Origin of the sequence: Streptomyces sp. NPDC048361, from assembly GCF_040651795.1 — a bacterium.
Classification (GTDB): domain Bacteria; phylum Actinomycetota; class Actinomycetes; order Streptomycetales; family Streptomycetaceae; genus Streptomyces.
Genome location: NZ_JBEZKW010000005.1, coordinates 1 through 13,893, shown reverse-complemented (window position 1 = coordinate 13,893; position 13,893 = coordinate 1). Strand labels below are relative to the sequence as shown.

The following is a 13,893-nucleotide window of genomic DNA, read 5'->3' as shown; positions in this document are numbered from 1 at the left end:
TGAATCCGTCACTCCGCTCAGCTGTGGGCGGGCATCCTGCCAAAGGCCGCGCGGAACTTCCAACCGGCGTCTCACGGGGGCGTGCCGGGGCGCTCCGGGGGAGTTGATGGTCAACTCCGTAGTGATGTTCACTCGTTCAGGTGGCCGAGCAGTGACTACTCGTCATGACCAGTCGTCACCTTGGCTTCCTTGGTGGACTGGCAAACACGAGTGAAGGTTGAGAGCACCGGTGCAGAACAAGCGGCCTCGGGGCGACGACGGCACACGCGCACAACGCACCGTACGGGTGCGGAGCCGCCTGGTCGTCTCCGTCGCCGTCGTCTCCCTCGCCGTGCTCGGAGCCGGCGCGCCCACCCTCTTCGCGGCCTCCGCGGGCCTCACGGACTCGCAGCACCTGACCACCCTCGCCCAGCTGAACCAGCAGGCGGTCAGCCTCGCCCACGCGCTGGGCGACGAACGCGACGCCGTCACGCAGTACGTGGCGGCCGGCCGGCCCGCCGGGCAGGACGCGGCGCTGAAGGAACCCGCGGCGCGCGTCGACCGGCAGATCGACGAGCTCCGCGACACCGCCCCCGCGACCCTCGCCCGTGACCTCGCCACCGTGCCGGCCGTGCGCCGCACCGCGCTCACCGGCAAGGGCACGGCCCTGGAGGCGCAGAAGGCGTACTCCGACATCGTGGCCACCCTGCTCGCCGTCGCCGACGAACTCGCCGACCGTACGCCGCCCCGCGCGGCCGAGGCCGTACGGGCGCCCGGCGCGCTCGGCCGCGCCGTCGAGCAGGCGTCGGCCACCCGCGGGCTGCTGCTCGGCGCGCTCTCGGTGCCGGCGGGCCAGTCCGTCCGGGTCTTCGACCCGGTCGTCGGCAGGTACGTACAGAAGGAGAAGAGCGACGGCGACGCGGGCCGGGCGCGGGACGCGCTGAGCGCCGCCGCCCAGCAGGCCCATGTGCGCGAGCAGTCCGCGCTGGCCGACTTCGACCAGGCGGCCGGCGCCGACGCCCGCGACAAGGTCGCCACCACCGTCACCGGCCCCGACGTCGAGGCCGCCGACGGCTACCTCACCCGCCTCACCGACCAGCCCCAGCTCAGCGCCACCGACCGCAAGTCCGACCCGGACGCGGTGAACGCCGCGCTCTCCGCGCGGATCGACCGGATGCGCGGCGCCGAGGCCGCTCTCGCCACCGCGCAGGTCAAGCGGTTCGAGCAGCTGCGCGACGACGACGTGAGCGCCCTCGAACTGCGGATCGGCCTGATCGGCGCGCTGGTGCTGCTCGCCATCGGCGTCTCCTCCGCCACTGCCCGCAGCCTGACCCGCCCGCTCGCGGTGCTGCGGCGCGGCTCGGCCCGCCTCGCGGGGGCGCCGGAGAGCGAGGAGCCGGTGCGCTTCACCGGCCGCAACGACGAGTTCGCCGAGGTCGTACGCTCCCTCAACGAGCTGCACGGCCGGTTCACGGAGCAGCACACGCGGGCGGAAGGACTCGACGAGGACCTCGTCAGGCAGCGCGGCCGGCAGGCCCGGCTCGCCGCCGACAAGGGCGTACTGCTCGCCCGCGTACGGGAGTTGACGGCAGAGCTCGAAAAGGCGCGCGGCACCGTGAAGCACGCCTTCGTCAATCTGGGCCTGCGCAGCCTCGGCCTGATCGAGCGTCAGCTCAGCGTGATCGAGGGCCTGGAGGAGCACGAGGAGGACCCCGACCAGCTCGCGGTCCTGTTCAAGCTCGACCATCTGGCCACCGTCATCCGCCGCCACGGCGAGAACCTCCTGGTCCTGGCCGGCGTCGAGCACCACCACAACCATCCGGGCCCGGTCCCGCTCGTCGACGTCATGCGCGCCGCGGTCAGCGAGATCGAACGGTACGAGCGGGTCGCCATCCAGGCGCTGCCGCCGTACGCGCAGGTCGCCGGGTACGCCGCCGACGACCTGAGCCACCTGGTCGCCGAGCTCCTGGAGAACGCCACCTCGTTCTCGCCGCCCGAGTCCCAAGTGCAGCTCTCCGGCTGGCAGTTGGAGGGCGGCGACATCATGCTCTCCATCCAGGACGGGGGCATCGGAGTGCCGCCCGAGCGGCGCGCCGAACTCAACCGCCGGCTCGCCGACCCGGCGTCGTACGAGCCCGGTGAGCCCGGCACCGAAGCGGGCGGCCTCGGCCTGCACGTCTCGGCGCTGCTCGCCCACCGGCACGGCGTACGGATCGAGCTGCGCGAGCAGAACCAGGGCGGTGTCGCCGCGGTCGTGGTGCTGCCCGGCGCGATCCTGCCCGCCGCACCGCCGGAGACGGCCCCCCATCTGATGTCCGCCCCGGGCGGCGCCCCGCGCTTCACCCTGCCGGGCGCCCTCGCCGAGGCCAACTCCAATGTGCTCCCGGAGCGTACGGAGCGCTCGGGCGAGATGGCTCGCCCCGCCGAGCCGACCGCGGCTGGACCCGCCGAACCGGCCGAGCCCCGCGACCGGACCGAGCCCGCCGAACCCGTCGAGCCGCCCGCGCCCGAGCCGGCCCCCGCCCTCCTCGATGAGCCGACCTTCGAGATGCGGCTCCCCGAGCCCCGTACCGCCGCGCCCGAGCCGCAGGCACCCCTGCGGGAGCCCGAGCGGCAGCAGCCCGAGCCGGGACAGCAGCCCGAGCCGGGACAGCAGCCCGAGCCGGAGCCGCTGCCCGAGCCGGGGGCGCTGCACGAGCCCGAACCCGCGCCCGAGCCCGCGCAGCGGCTCACTGACAAGGGGCTGCCCAAGCGGACCCCCCGGGTCGTCGCGGCGGGGCCCGCCCAGGCGCCGGAGCGCAAGGGCGGCAGCGCCGCCGCCGAGGCGCTGCGGCGCCGGCTCGGAGGGTTCCAGCAGGGCGCGAACGAGGGCCGCCGCGACGTGGCGGCGGAGCTCGACACCACGCAACAGCAGGCAGACGAACAGCAGTCGGACAAACAGCAGGCAGACACGGACACGGGGGAGACAGTCGAGGAGGTACGCGGATGAGTGCGACCGGCACCGGCCACGGCAGGCCCGGCAGCGGCACGCCCGGCACCGGAACGATCGGAGCGAGCACCGAGGCCCGCAATCTGCAGTGGCTGCTGGGGAACCTGGTCGAGGAGGTGCCAGGGCTCATCTCCGTCGCGGTCGTCTCGTCGGACGGCTTGCTGCTGCTCTCCTCCGACCCCGAGCAACGCCAGGTCGCCGTCGCCCGGCAGGGCCCGCGCGGCTCCAGCGCCGACCTCGCCACCATCGTCTCCGGCATCGGCAGCCTCACCGTGGGGGCCGCCCGGCTCATGGACGGCGGCGGCGTCAAGCAGACGATGGTCGCGATGGAGGAGGGCAGCGTCTTCGTCATGTCCATCAGTGACGGCTCCCTGCTCGGCGTGCACGCCACCCCGGACTGCGACATGAGCGTCATCGCCTACCACATGGCGCTCTTCGTGGGCCGTGCCGGCCATGTCCTGACCCCCGAAGTCCGCAGCCAACTGCGCCAGTCGATGGAGGCCGCCCAGTGACCCCGCCCGCCGAGAAATCCGCGCGGCTCCCGATACGCGGCGCGGACCGGAAGCCCGCCCGCGTCCGCCCGTACTCGCTGACCGGCGGCCGCACCCGGTTCGGCCACGTCCTGCTCGTCGAGACGTTCGTCGCGGCCATCGAAGCGCCCCCGGAGCGCAAGGAGCTCGGCGGCAGCACGCACCGGGTCATGCCGGAGATGCTCGCCATCGTGGAGATCTGCCGCGCGATGCGTACCGTCGCCGAGATCTCCGCGCTCCTCAAGATGCCGCTCGGCGTGGTCAGGGTGCTCCTCAGCGACCTCGCCGACCAGGGAAAGATACGCGTCTACGGCACCGGGCACGCCCCGGGCCAGCCCGACCGCGCACTGCTCGAAAGGGTGCTGAGTGGACTCCGCCGCCGTCTCTGAACTGCCGCTCCCCGACGAGGAGTTGCAACCCTGGCAGCAGGACCGCAGCCGGGCCCCCATCGCCACGAAGGTCGTGGTCGCGGGCGGCTTCGGCGTGGGCAAGACCACGTTCGTCTCGTCCGTCTCCGAGATCACCCCGCTCCAGACCGAGGCGGTGATGACCCGGGCGAGCGAGGACACCGACGACCTCACGGCGACCCCGGAGAAGCTGACCACCACGGTCGCCATGGACTTCGGCCGCATCACGCTCGACGACGACCTCGTCCTGTACGTGTTCGGCACACCCGGCCAGCAGCGGTTCTGGTTCATGTGGGACGACATCGTGCGCGGCGCGATCGGCGCGGTCGTGCTCGCCGACACCCGGCGCCTGACGGACTGCTTCCCCGCGCTCGACTACTTCGAGAGCTGCGGACTGCCGTACATCGTGGCCGTCAACCACTTCGAGGGCACCGAGTCGTTCGAGCCCGAGGACGTGCGCGAGGCGCTCACCGTGGCACCGCACATCCCGGTGGTGATCATGGACGCGCGCGACCGGGTCTCGGTGATCGAGTCCCTGCTCGGCCTGGTCGGCCACGCACTGGAGGCGTGCCCCGAATAGCGGCCCGCCTCGCACAGACCCCCGCCCAGATCAGCCCCCGCCCCGAACAGACCCGCCCCCCAACGGTTCGCTACGCAGATAACGGAGAACGGTCCCGCATGCGGAGAATACTCATCGTCGGAGCCGGCCAGTCCGGGCTCCAGCTCGCCCTCGGACTCCAGGCCCAGGGGTACGAGGTCACCCTGATGTCGAACCGCACCGCGGACGAGATCCGGTCCGGCCGGGTCATGTCCACGCAGTGCATGTTCCACACCGCGTTGCAGCACGAGCGCGACCTGGCCCTGAACTTCTGGGAGTCCCAGGCCCCGAAGATCGAGGGCGTCGGCGTCTCGGTGGCGGCGCCGCCCGAGCTGGCCCCCGAGATCGGCCCCCGGGCCATCGACTGGGTGGGCAAGCTCGACGGCTTCGCGCAATCCGTCGACCAGCGGGTCAAGATGGCCGGCTGGATGGAGACCTTCGCGCAGCGCGGCGGCCAGCTGGTCATCCACGGCGCAGCCGTCTCCGACCTCGACTTCTTCGCCCGCACCTACGACCTGGTCCTGGTCTCGGCGGGCAAGGGCGAGCTGGTCTCGATGTTCGGCCGCGACGCGTCCCGCTCCCCGTACACCGAGCCGCAGCGCGCGCTCGCCGTCTCCTATGTGCACGGCCTCGGCCCGCGCCCGGAGCACCCCGACTTCGAGGCGGTGCGCTGCAACCTGGTGCCGGGCGTGGGCGAGCTGTTCGTCATGCCGACCCTCACGGTGTCGGGCCGCGCGGACATCCTGTTCTGGGAGGGCGTACCCGGCGGCCCCCTCGACGTGTTCAACGGCGTACAGGACCCGGCCGCGCACCTGGCGCTCACCCTGGAGCTGATGGAGCGCTTCCTGCCCTGGGAGTACGCCCGTGCCACCAAGGTCGAGCTGACCGACGCGGGCGGCACCCTGGCCGGCCGCTACGCGCCGACCGTGCGCAACCCCGTCGGCCGGCTGCCCGGCGGTGGCCTGGTGCTCGGCGTCGCCGACGTCGTCGTGGCGAACGACCCGATCACCGGCCAGGGCTCCAACTCGGCCTCCAAGTGCGCCGCTTCATACCTCGCCTCCATCGTCGAGCACGGTGATGCCGAGTTCGACGAGGCGTGGATGCGGGCCACCTTCGAGCGGTACTGGTCCACCGCCCAGCACGTGACGAAGTGGACCAACGCCATGCTGGGCGTGCCGCCGGAGCACGTCCTGAACCTGATCGGCGCGGCCGGTCAGCTCCAGCCCGTCGCCGACCGGTTCGCCAACGGCTTCGACAATCCGGCCGACTTCGAGAACTTCTTCTTCGAGCCGGAGAAGACCAATGCCTACCTGACCGAAGTGGGCGCCGCGCAGGGCTAGTTGGGCTCCGCGTCGGAGGAGTACCCCGTGTCCATCCCCTGTGCCGCTCCTTCGGGGAGCTTCGGGGGGTGGTACGCGGAGAGCGGGGTGAGCGGGGCCGCCGCCGGGTCCGGGCGGACCGCGCCGAGCAGCGGGTTGGCAGCGATGGGGGAGACCTTGACCCGCGCGCCGGGCCGGGGCGCCTGCACCACCAGACCGTCACCCAGGTACATCGCCACGTGGGTGGCCCGGGGGAAGTAGACCACCAGGTCGCCCGGGCGCAGCGAGGTCAGCGCGATGTGCGGCAGCTCGGCCCACTGCTCCTGGCTGGTGCGCGGGATGGCACGGCCGGCGTGCGACCACGCCTGCGAGGTGAGCCCCGAGCAGTCGTAGGACTCCGGCCCCTCCGCGCCCCACACATAGGGTTTGCCGATCTGGTCGACCGCGTACGTGAGCGCCCGGTCGCCCTCCGGCGACGGGGCCCGGGTGCCCGTGAGGGCGCCCGATGCGAGCAGGCTCTGCTGGGCCCGGTCGGTGCCCCGCTGTTCGAGACGGCCGAGTTCGGCGAGCTGCTCGGGGGAGAGGTCGGCGAGGAGTTTCTCGACCTCCTTGAGGCGCTGCTCCACGTCGTCCTTCTCCCGCTGCTGCCGCTGGGCGAGTGCCTGCTGCTCGGCGAGTGCCCGGCGTGAGGCCGTCGCGAGGTCGGCTGCCTGTCGCTCGCTCCGGGTGAGCCGGTCCACGGTGGCCTGGCGTTCACCGGCCGCGCGGGCCAGGAAGTGGCGTTGGTCGAGGGCGCTCTGCGGATCGTCGGCGAGCAACACCCTTAGGTATGTGGAGAGATCGCTGCGGCCCTGGTACTGCTCGCGGGCGAGCCGGCCGGCGTCTGCCCTGCTCCGTGCGAGCGCGGTCCGTGCCGTGGCCAGCGACGCGGTGAGCTTCTTGTCCTCGGCCTCGCGGCGCTTCAGCTCGACGTCGGTGGTCTTGTACGCCTCGGTCGCCTCCTCCGTCTGCCGGTACAGCGTCTGGAGCCGGCCGAGCAGGGCGGGGGCCGAGGTCTCGGGTGGCTGGTCGGGGAGTGCTGTCGCGGTCTCGGGTGGCTGGTCGGGGAGCGCGGTCGTGGACTCGCCGGGTGGCCGGGGCGCGGCCACCGCGAGCGGGGCCACCCCCGCCGTCGCCAGGGCCACGGCGACGGCCGCCGCGCACACCGGGCGCACGCGAGCTGACATGTCCTCACCTCCGGTCCCGGGCCGGTCCTTCCGGCCCCACCGGATCGGATCGTGGCATGCCTTACCGGGACAATCTCCGTGGAGAGGGTGAACGGGGTATTCGGCTCACTCGTGCGGCGGCAGCCCGGTGCGGGGGCTTGCGCCGGGGCTCTTCTTCGTCCACGGCCAGCGGCGCGGCTCGCGGCCCTCGGGGACGTAGGTGTACTTCCAGCCGCGCGGGAGGCCGAGCCGCTTGGTGTGGGAGGCCGGCTCCAGACGGTAGGCGTGCACCGTCGCGGAGCCGCCCTCCGCATCGGGTACGGGCACCTCGTACCACTGCGGGGGCTTGCCGGTCGGGCCGGTCAGTACCGGCAGGACGCGCCCGTCGAGGGGGCCGCCCACAAAGAGGGTGTTCTCGCTTCGCACCCCCCAAGTCTCACAGCAGGTGGCCCGCCTCGCGCACGACGGGTATCACCCGGCGCGCCAGCACACCCGCCGCGCCGTCGGCCCGCTCCTGGCCGAGCGCGGCGCGTACCGCCCCCGCGGTCTGCTCGTCGGTGGCGGCGGTGACGGTGAGCAGCGCCACCAGATGGTCCACCAGCCAGTCGCGCAGCTCGGGCAGTGGGGGCCGCTTGTCCTCGTCGAGCCAGATCAGCGAGGCCGCCTCGACCGCGGCGATCCAGGTGCGCACCATCATCCGCAGCCGCGGGCCGGGGTCGGCGACCTCCAGGTGGACCAGGATCTGTTCGGCGGCGGCCCGCCGCACCTCGTCGACGATGGCCGTGGTGCGCGAGGTCTCGGCCATGCTGCCGCCCTGGAGCAGCGCCGAGAACCCGGCGTCGTGCTGGTCGACGAAGGCGAGGTAGCGGTCGAGCGCGCGGGTGAGCCGCTGGGTGAGCGGGCCGCTGTGTACCTCGGAGAAGCACAGCTCCAGCTCGTCGGCGGCCGAGCGCAGCGCAGCCTCGTACAACTGCTGCTTGCCGCCCGGGAAGTAGCGGTAGACCAACGGCCGCGACACCCCCGCCGCCTCGGCCACGTCGTCGAGCGAGACGTCCTCGGGGGCCCGGTGCGCGAAGAGCGACAGGGCGGCGCCGAGGAGCTGAACGCGGCGCTCCTCGACGCTGAGCCTGCGGTAGGCGGGGGTGGCGGCTGAGGTCATACGGGCAGCGTAATCCCCTGGGCGGGTCTGTACGCCGGGAGTCCGGACCGGCTCTACGCCAGCAGCCCCGAGCTCTTCCACAACCGCCGGCTCACCCCGTTCAGCACGCCTATGTCGTCGAGGAATTCGGTGAGGCGGCCCGCGCCGCTCTGCATGACCTCGCGGCGGTGGCCGCTCGCCTTCACCTGGGCCACGGCCTCGCGGCGGTCGAGGCCGACGTTCTCGTACACCTGGGGGTTGACGAAGCAGGTGGCGAAGACGCGGGCCGCCTCGCCGCAGCTGACCCGGGTCAACTGCCGCTCCCAGCGCGGCGCGGAGACCATCTGACGCCGCAACTCCTCGCGGGCGTACCGCACATGGCGGGCCTCCTCGACCACATGGATGCGGGTCACGCCGCGCACGATGGACTGGACGCGCTCGTCGGGGAAGGTGAGCCGCTGCATCCAGTCGAGGATCTCCTCGCCGAGCAGGGTGGCGGCGAAGGAGCCCGGCGTGGTCGAGACGGTCTTCAGGACGCGGGCGAGGTTGTGGTACACCCTCGGCACCCGGTAGGCCGGCGCACCGCCCTTCTTGATCATGCGGGCGAACATCATCGAGTGGCGGCACTCGTCGGCGATCTCGGTGAGCGCGTAGCGGACGTGGTTGCTGGTGAGCGACTTGTCGTAGATGTGCCGGACGAGCAGCTGCATCAGGATGATCTCGAACCAGATGCCGAGCGAGGCGAGCGAGGCGGCCTCGTGGCGGGCCAGCTCCATGCGCTGGTCCTCGGACATCTTCCGCCACAGCGGGGTGTCGTACAGGGAGAGCAGCTCCGGCGGCCAGAACCACTTGCCGTCCTCGATCGGCGCGTCCCAGTCCAGCTCCTTGTCGGGGTCGAAGGAGTGCTTGGCGGACGATTCGAGCAGCCGCTCGGCGACCTGCTCGCGGTCCCTGAGCAGGCCGAGTGCGTCGCGGAGTACGTCGCGTTCGGTCACGGTCGTCATGGCGAGGGGCACCTCGTGGCTGGGTTACCTGGGGTCAACCCTTATGAGACTCCTTGTCAGCAAGCCCGTCAATCCCTTGCGCGCGACTTGTTGACCCCGCGTCTACCGCCGTGTGAACCTGCCAACTGCACAACGTTGTGCAGAAGTTGAGCCGCTGGACGACGCCGTCCGCGAGCGAAGGAGCCGCACGTGTCGACGCACGACCTCTATGTGAACGGCCCGCAGGAGACGCTCTGGCAGGTGCCGGCCACCGGCGCAGCCCGCTTCAGCTGGGAGTACGACGACGGGCGCGACCGGCTGCTCGCCCTCTACCAGAAGGGCAAGGACAAGCAGTGGGACGGTGCCAAGCGCATCGACTGGGACCTTGAGGTCGACCCGTACGACCCGCTGGGCACCCCCGACGAGGCGATGACCCTCTACGGCACCCCGCACTGGGCCAAGATGACCGAACGCGACAAGGGCGAGCTGCGCCTGCACTACACCTCCTGGCAGTTCAGCCAGTTCCTCCACGGCGAGCAGGGTGCGATGGTGTGCGCCGCCCGCATCGTGGAGTCGGTGCCCGACCTGGACGCCAAGTTCTACTCGGCGACGCAGACCATGGACGAGGCCCGGCACGCCGAGATCTACGGCCGCTTCCTGCACGACAAGCTCGGCATGCTCTACCCGGTCAACGACAACCTCCAGGCGCTGCTCGGCGACACCCTGCGCGACTCCCGCTGGGACATGCCCTACCTCGGCATGCAGGTCCTCATCGAAGGCCTGGCGCTCGCCGCCTTCGGCATGATCCGCGACACCACGGACAAGCCGCTGCCGAAGCAGATATTGGCGTACGTCATGCAGGACGAGGCCCGGCACGTGGCCTTCGGCCGCATGGCGCTGCGCGACTACTACAAGCAGCTCACCGACGCCGAGCTGAAGGAGCGCGAGGAATTCGTCATCGAGGGCTGCTACTTGATGCGCGACCGGCTGCGCGGGGTCGAGGTCCTGGAGAACTTCGGCATCCCGAAGAAGGAGGCCGAGCAGCTGAGCGAGGAGAGCGAGTTCCTGCACCTGTTCAGGAAGCTGCTGTTCAGTCGCATCGTCCCCTGTGTGAAGGACATCGGCCTGTGGGGCGAACGCCTCCAGAAGGCCTACCTCGACATGGGCGTCTTCGACCTCGGCGACTCCAACCTCGACCTCCTGATGGCCCAGGACGAGGAGATCGCCGAGCAGCTCGACCGCGACCGCTTCGAGGAGGAGGAGTCGGCGAGGGTGGCTGAGGTGGCGGGCGCGATCGAGGAGGGCGCGGCGTCCTGACACCGCCCCGGCCCCGGCCCCGGTCGCGCCGCCCTCCTCGCCAACGGCGCGACCGGCCGCCATCTGTTCGTGTGGCACATCCGGGGCGACCCCTGGGTGGGCCAGGGAGCGAGACAGACTCCGGGGCATCGGAGCGATCGCGGGCGGCACAGGTGAGCACGAGCTGGACGGCGAGTACCGGTGGCCCCGTCCCCCCGAGGGTGGCTGGACGGCGGACGACCTGGACCGGCTCCCCAATCTCCCTCCCCACACGGAACTGATCGACAGGAGCCTCGTCTTCAGGCACCAAGGCGTACGGCCCGGCCGGAGTGTTCCACAAGGAGCTCAAGGTCGACCTCCCCTTCCCCATCGAGATCGACCTGACCGCGCTGGACCGCCGCCGCTGACCGCGCCCCGGGTCACCGGCTCAGCGCCGCCTCCATCACCGCCTTCGCGATCGGGGCCGCGTCGCCGCCGCCGCTGATGTCGCCCCGGTTCGCCGACGCGTCCTCGACCACCACCGCCACCGCCACCGCCGGACGCGGTGAGCCGTCGGCCTGGGCCCAGGAGATGAACCAGGCGTACGGGCTGCCGATGTTGCCGATGCCGTTCTGCGCGGTGCCGGTCTTGCCGCCGACCGTCGCCCCCGGGATCGCAGCGCTGGTGCCGGTGCCGGTCTTCACCACGTCCACCATCATCTGCTGGAGCCGCAGCGCGGTCGCCGGGTTCATCGCCCGCTGATAGGTCCGCTGCCGGGTCGTGGCGACGGTCGTGCCGCGCGCCGTCGTCGTACGGTCCACCAGATAGGGGTACTTGAGCTCCCCGCCGTTGGCGACGGCCGCCGAGACCATCGCCATCTGGAGCGGGGTGGCCGTCGTGTCGAACTGGCCGATGGAGGAGAGGGCCAGCTGGTCGGGGCTCATCCGGGTGTCGAAGTTGGACTTGGCGACACCCGACGGGATCTTGATCTTCGTGTCGTTGAAGCCGAACTTCCCCACCGCCTCCACCATCCTGGTCAGCCCCACCTTCACGCCGAGCCCCGCCATCACCGTGTTGCAGGACACGTTGACCGCGTACGAGAGCGAGGCGTTGCCGCAGCCGCTCGCCTCGTTGGGCAGGGTCGTCGAGGTGTTGGGCAGCACATAGGGGTCCGGGGTGTCGGTGGGCGCGTCGACATCCGTGACCACCCCCGCGTCGAGCGCGGCCGCCGCCGTCACGATCTTGAAGGCGGAGCCGGGCGGATAGGTCTGCCGGATCGCGCGGTTCAGCATGGGCTGGTCGGGGTCGCTCGTCAGGCGCGACCAGGCGTTCGCCACCGGCCTGCCCGTGCCCGACAGGACACCGGGCTCGTAGGAGGGGCTGCTGACCAGGGCCAGGATCTTGCCCGTCGCCGGTTCGAGCGCCGCGACCGCACCCCTCTTGCCGGCCAGGCCGCTGAACGCGGCCTGCTGCATGGACGCCTTGATGGTGGTGACGGCCCGGCCACCGGAGTGCCGGCTGCGGGTCAGGTCGTTCCACAGCGGAAACACCGAGAGGAGCGGCGAGGTGCCCGAAAGGACGGAGTCCTCGGCGTTCTCGACCAGCGTGGTGCCGTACGTCTGGGAGGCGTACCCGGTGACGCTCGCGTACAGCGGCCCGTTCTTGTACGTCCGCTCGTAGCGCAGCTGCTGACCGGTGTCCTTCGATCCGGTGACGCGCTCGTCGCCGACCATGATGGCGCCGCGCGGCTGGTGGTAACGGGCAATCGCCAGGCGGCGGTTGGCGGGGTTGGCGTCGAGCGCGTCGGCCTGGAAGACCTGGACGCGGGCCGCGTTCACCAGGAGCGCCACCAGCAGGACGAAGCAGAAGGCGGCCGCCCGCCGGATGTAGCGGATCACGTGGCCGTTTCCTCCATCGTCGGCTGCGGCTGTGCGATGACGCCCGTCTCCACCGTGGGCAGCGGGCGGCGGGCGGAGTCACTGATCCGGATGAGCAGCGCCACGATGATCCAGTTGGTGACCACGGACGAGCCGCCCTGCGCGAGGAACGGCATCGCCATGCCGGTGAGCGGGATGAGGCCCATCACGCCGCCCGCGATGACGAAGACCTGGAGCGCCAGGATCGAGGAAAGCCCGATGGCGAGCAGCCGCCCGAAGGGGCTGATGAGGCTGAGCCCGGCGCGGTAGCCCCGCGCGACGAGCAGCGCGTACAGCAGGAAGATCGCGGTCAGTCCGGACAGGCCGAGCTCCTCCCCGGCCGTGGCCAGGATGAAGTCGGACTTGGCGGCGAAGCCGATCAGGAGGGAGTGGCCGAGGCCGAGCCCGGAGCCGAGGGTGCCGCCGGCGGCGAAGGAGAACAGGGACTGGGCGAGCTGGCTCGGGCCGAGGCCCGCGTCGATGGTGGCGTACGGGTCGAGCCAGTCGGTGACCCGGGCGTGCACATGAGGTTCGAACAGGGCCACCGCGGCCGCGCCCGCCGAGGCGAGCAGCAGGCCCACCGCGATCCACCCGGTCCGCCCGGTCGCCACGTACAGCATGATCACGAAGATGCCGAAGAACAGCAGCGAGGTGCCGAGGTCGCGTTCGAGGACGAGGACGCCGACGCTCAGCAGCCAGATCATCACGATCGGTCCGAGCACCCGGCCGGTGGGCAGTTGGAGCCGCCAGATCCTGCGTCCGGTGTAGGCGAGCGCGTTCCGGTTGGCCGCGAGGTAGGCGGCGAAGAAGACAGCGAGCAGGATCTTGGCGAACTCGGCGGGCTGGAAGGAGAACCCCGCGGCCCTGATCCAGATCTTGGCGCCGTTGACCGGCGGGAAGAGGATCGGGGCGAGCATCAGGGCGAGCGCGGCGGCCATCGAGAGGTAGGCGTACCGCTGAAGGACGCGGTGGTCGCGCAGGACCAGGACGACGGCGAGGAACAGGGCGACCCCGAGCGTCGACCAGACCAGCTGGGCGGGGGCGGCCCGGCTGCCCGGGGTCGAGAGGTCGAGCCGGTAGATCAGCACCAGGCCGAGCCCGTTGAGCAGCACCGCGATCGGCAGCAGTACGGGGTCGGCGTACGGGGCGCGGAAGCGCACCACGAGATGGGTGAGGAGCGCGAGCAGGCCGAGGCCGGCCCCGTACCGTGCGGCATCGTGCGGCACGGTGCCGTTCCTGGCGAGCCCGACGTCGACATAGCCGAGGACCACGACGAGTACGGCACCGACGAGCAGGGAGAGTTCGACGCCCCGCCGCTTGGGGTGGCGGAGCTCGGGCGGGCTGGCATCCGCCGCCGACGGTGCGGTCATGCCAGGCAACGTAGCAAGATGCGGGTCTTATATCCCCGTATGTCGTAAGGCGTCGAGTGTCGTGAGGCGTCCGGTGTCGTAAGGCGTCGAGTGTCGTAAGCGGTCGGATGTCGTGAGGCGTCGAGGTGAAAGCGTGCGGTGGTGTACACCGACGTGGCGCCGCCCCCGCCGGACGCGGGGGCGG

Annotated in this window: 12 protein-coding genes and 1 pseudogene; 7 read left to right on the top strand and 6 right to left on the bottom strand. The window is 71.6% G+C overall.

Annotated features, from left to right (window positions below; all coding sequences use genetic code 11):
• Positions 1 to 229: 229 nt before the first annotated feature.
• From AB0D31_RS04230 to AB0D31_RS04210, 5 genes are all read left to right on the top strand, one after another.
• Positions 230 to 2,968, top strand: coding sequence for a nitrate- and nitrite sensing domain-containing protein (locus AB0D31_RS04230; protein WP_362716743.1), 2,739 nt, complete (start codon positions 230 to 232; stop codon positions 2,966 to 2,968).
• The gene (locus AB0D31_RS04225; protein WP_362716740.1) at positions 2,965 to 3,480 is read left to right on the top strand and encodes a roadblock/LC7 domain-containing protein; all 516 of its coding nucleotides are present in this window, start codon (positions 2,965 to 2,967) and stop codon (positions 3,478 to 3,480) included. The genes AB0D31_RS04230 and AB0D31_RS04225 overlap by 4 nt, the downstream gene beginning before the upstream one ends.
• The gene (locus AB0D31_RS04220; RefSeq protein ID WP_362716737.1) at positions 3,477 to 3,887 is read left to right on the top strand and encodes a DUF742 domain-containing protein; all 411 of its coding nucleotides are present in this window, start codon (positions 3,477 to 3,479) and stop codon (positions 3,885 to 3,887) included. The genes AB0D31_RS04225 and AB0D31_RS04220 overlap by 4 nt, the downstream gene beginning before the upstream one ends.
• Positions 3,865 to 4,485 carry an ATP/GTP-binding protein gene (locus AB0D31_RS04215; protein ID WP_362716736.1) on the top strand — a complete coding sequence of 207 codons (621 nt, stop codon included), beginning with the start codon at positions 3,865 to 3,867 and terminating at the stop codon, positions 4,483 to 4,485. The genes AB0D31_RS04220 and AB0D31_RS04215 overlap by 23 nt, the downstream gene beginning before the upstream one ends.
• 98 nt (positions 4,486 to 4,583) lie before the next feature.
• A complete protein-coding gene (locus tag AB0D31_RS04210; RefSeq protein WP_362716733.1) occupies positions 4,584 to 5,843 on the top strand; it encodes a styrene monooxygenase/indole monooxygenase family protein in 1,260 nt (419 codons plus the stop codon).
• Here the strand turns inward: AB0D31_RS04210 and AB0D31_RS04205 are convergent.
• From AB0D31_RS04205 to AB0D31_RS04190, 4 genes are all read right to left on the bottom strand, one after another.
• Positions 5,840 to 7,048 carry an NlpC/P60 family protein gene (locus AB0D31_RS04205; RefSeq protein WP_362716730.1) on the bottom strand — a complete coding sequence of 403 codons (1,209 nt, stop codon included), beginning with the start codon at positions 7,046 to 7,048 and terminating at the stop codon, positions 5,840 to 5,842. The genes AB0D31_RS04210 and AB0D31_RS04205 overlap by 4 nt on opposite strands.
• 105 nt (positions 7,049 to 7,153) lie before the next feature.
• On the bottom strand, positions 7,154 to 7,453 hold the full coding sequence (locus AB0D31_RS04200; protein ID WP_362716727.1) for a hypothetical protein: 300 nt from the start codon (positions 7,451 to 7,453) through the stop codon (positions 7,154 to 7,156).
• Between the two features lie 10 nt (positions 7,454 to 7,463).
• The gene (locus tag AB0D31_RS04195; RefSeq protein WP_362716724.1) at positions 7,464 to 8,186 is read right to left on the bottom strand and encodes a helix-turn-helix domain-containing protein; all 723 of its coding nucleotides are present in this window, start codon (positions 8,184 to 8,186) and stop codon (positions 7,464 to 7,466) included.
• Between the two features lie 53 nt (positions 8,187 to 8,239).
• Positions 8,240 to 9,169, bottom strand: a complete 930-nt coding sequence (locus tag AB0D31_RS04190; RefSeq protein WP_362716722.1) for a diiron oxygenase — start codon at positions 9,167 to 9,169, stop codon at positions 8,240 to 8,242.
• A 189-nt stretch (positions 9,170 to 9,358) separates the two neighbouring features.
• Here AB0D31_RS04190 and AB0D31_RS04185 point away from each other — a divergent pair, with 189 nt between their 5' ends.
• Positions 9,359 to 10,465: a ferritin-like domain-containing protein gene (locus AB0D31_RS04185; protein ID WP_362716719.1), complete on the top strand. Its 1,107-nt coding sequence runs from the start codon at positions 9,359 to 9,361 to the stop codon at positions 10,463 to 10,465.
• Positions 10,466 to 10,601: 136 nt separating this feature from the next.
• A pseudogene (locus AB0D31_RS04180) lies at positions 10,602 to 10,745 on the top strand (Uma2 family endonuclease); the annotation flags it as partial.
• A 118-nt stretch (positions 10,746 to 10,863) separates the two neighbouring features.
• On the opposite strand, the gene AB0D31_RS04175 reads toward AB0D31_RS04180, so the two are convergent.
• Both AB0D31_RS04175 and AB0D31_RS04170 read right to left on the bottom strand, forming a co-directional pair.
• Positions 10,864 to 12,321 (bottom strand): penicillin-binding transpeptidase domain-containing protein, encoded by a 1,458-nt coding sequence (locus AB0D31_RS04175; protein WP_362716716.1) that lies wholly within the window; start codon positions 12,319 to 12,321, stop codon positions 10,864 to 10,866.
• Positions 12,318 to 13,709: an FtsW/RodA/SpoVE family cell cycle protein gene (locus AB0D31_RS04170; protein ID WP_362716714.1), complete on the bottom strand. Its 1,392-nt coding sequence runs from the start codon at positions 13,707 to 13,709 to the stop codon at positions 12,318 to 12,320. The genes AB0D31_RS04175 and AB0D31_RS04170 overlap by 4 nt, the downstream gene beginning before the upstream one ends.
• Positions 13,710 to 13,893 lie beyond the last annotated feature (184 nt).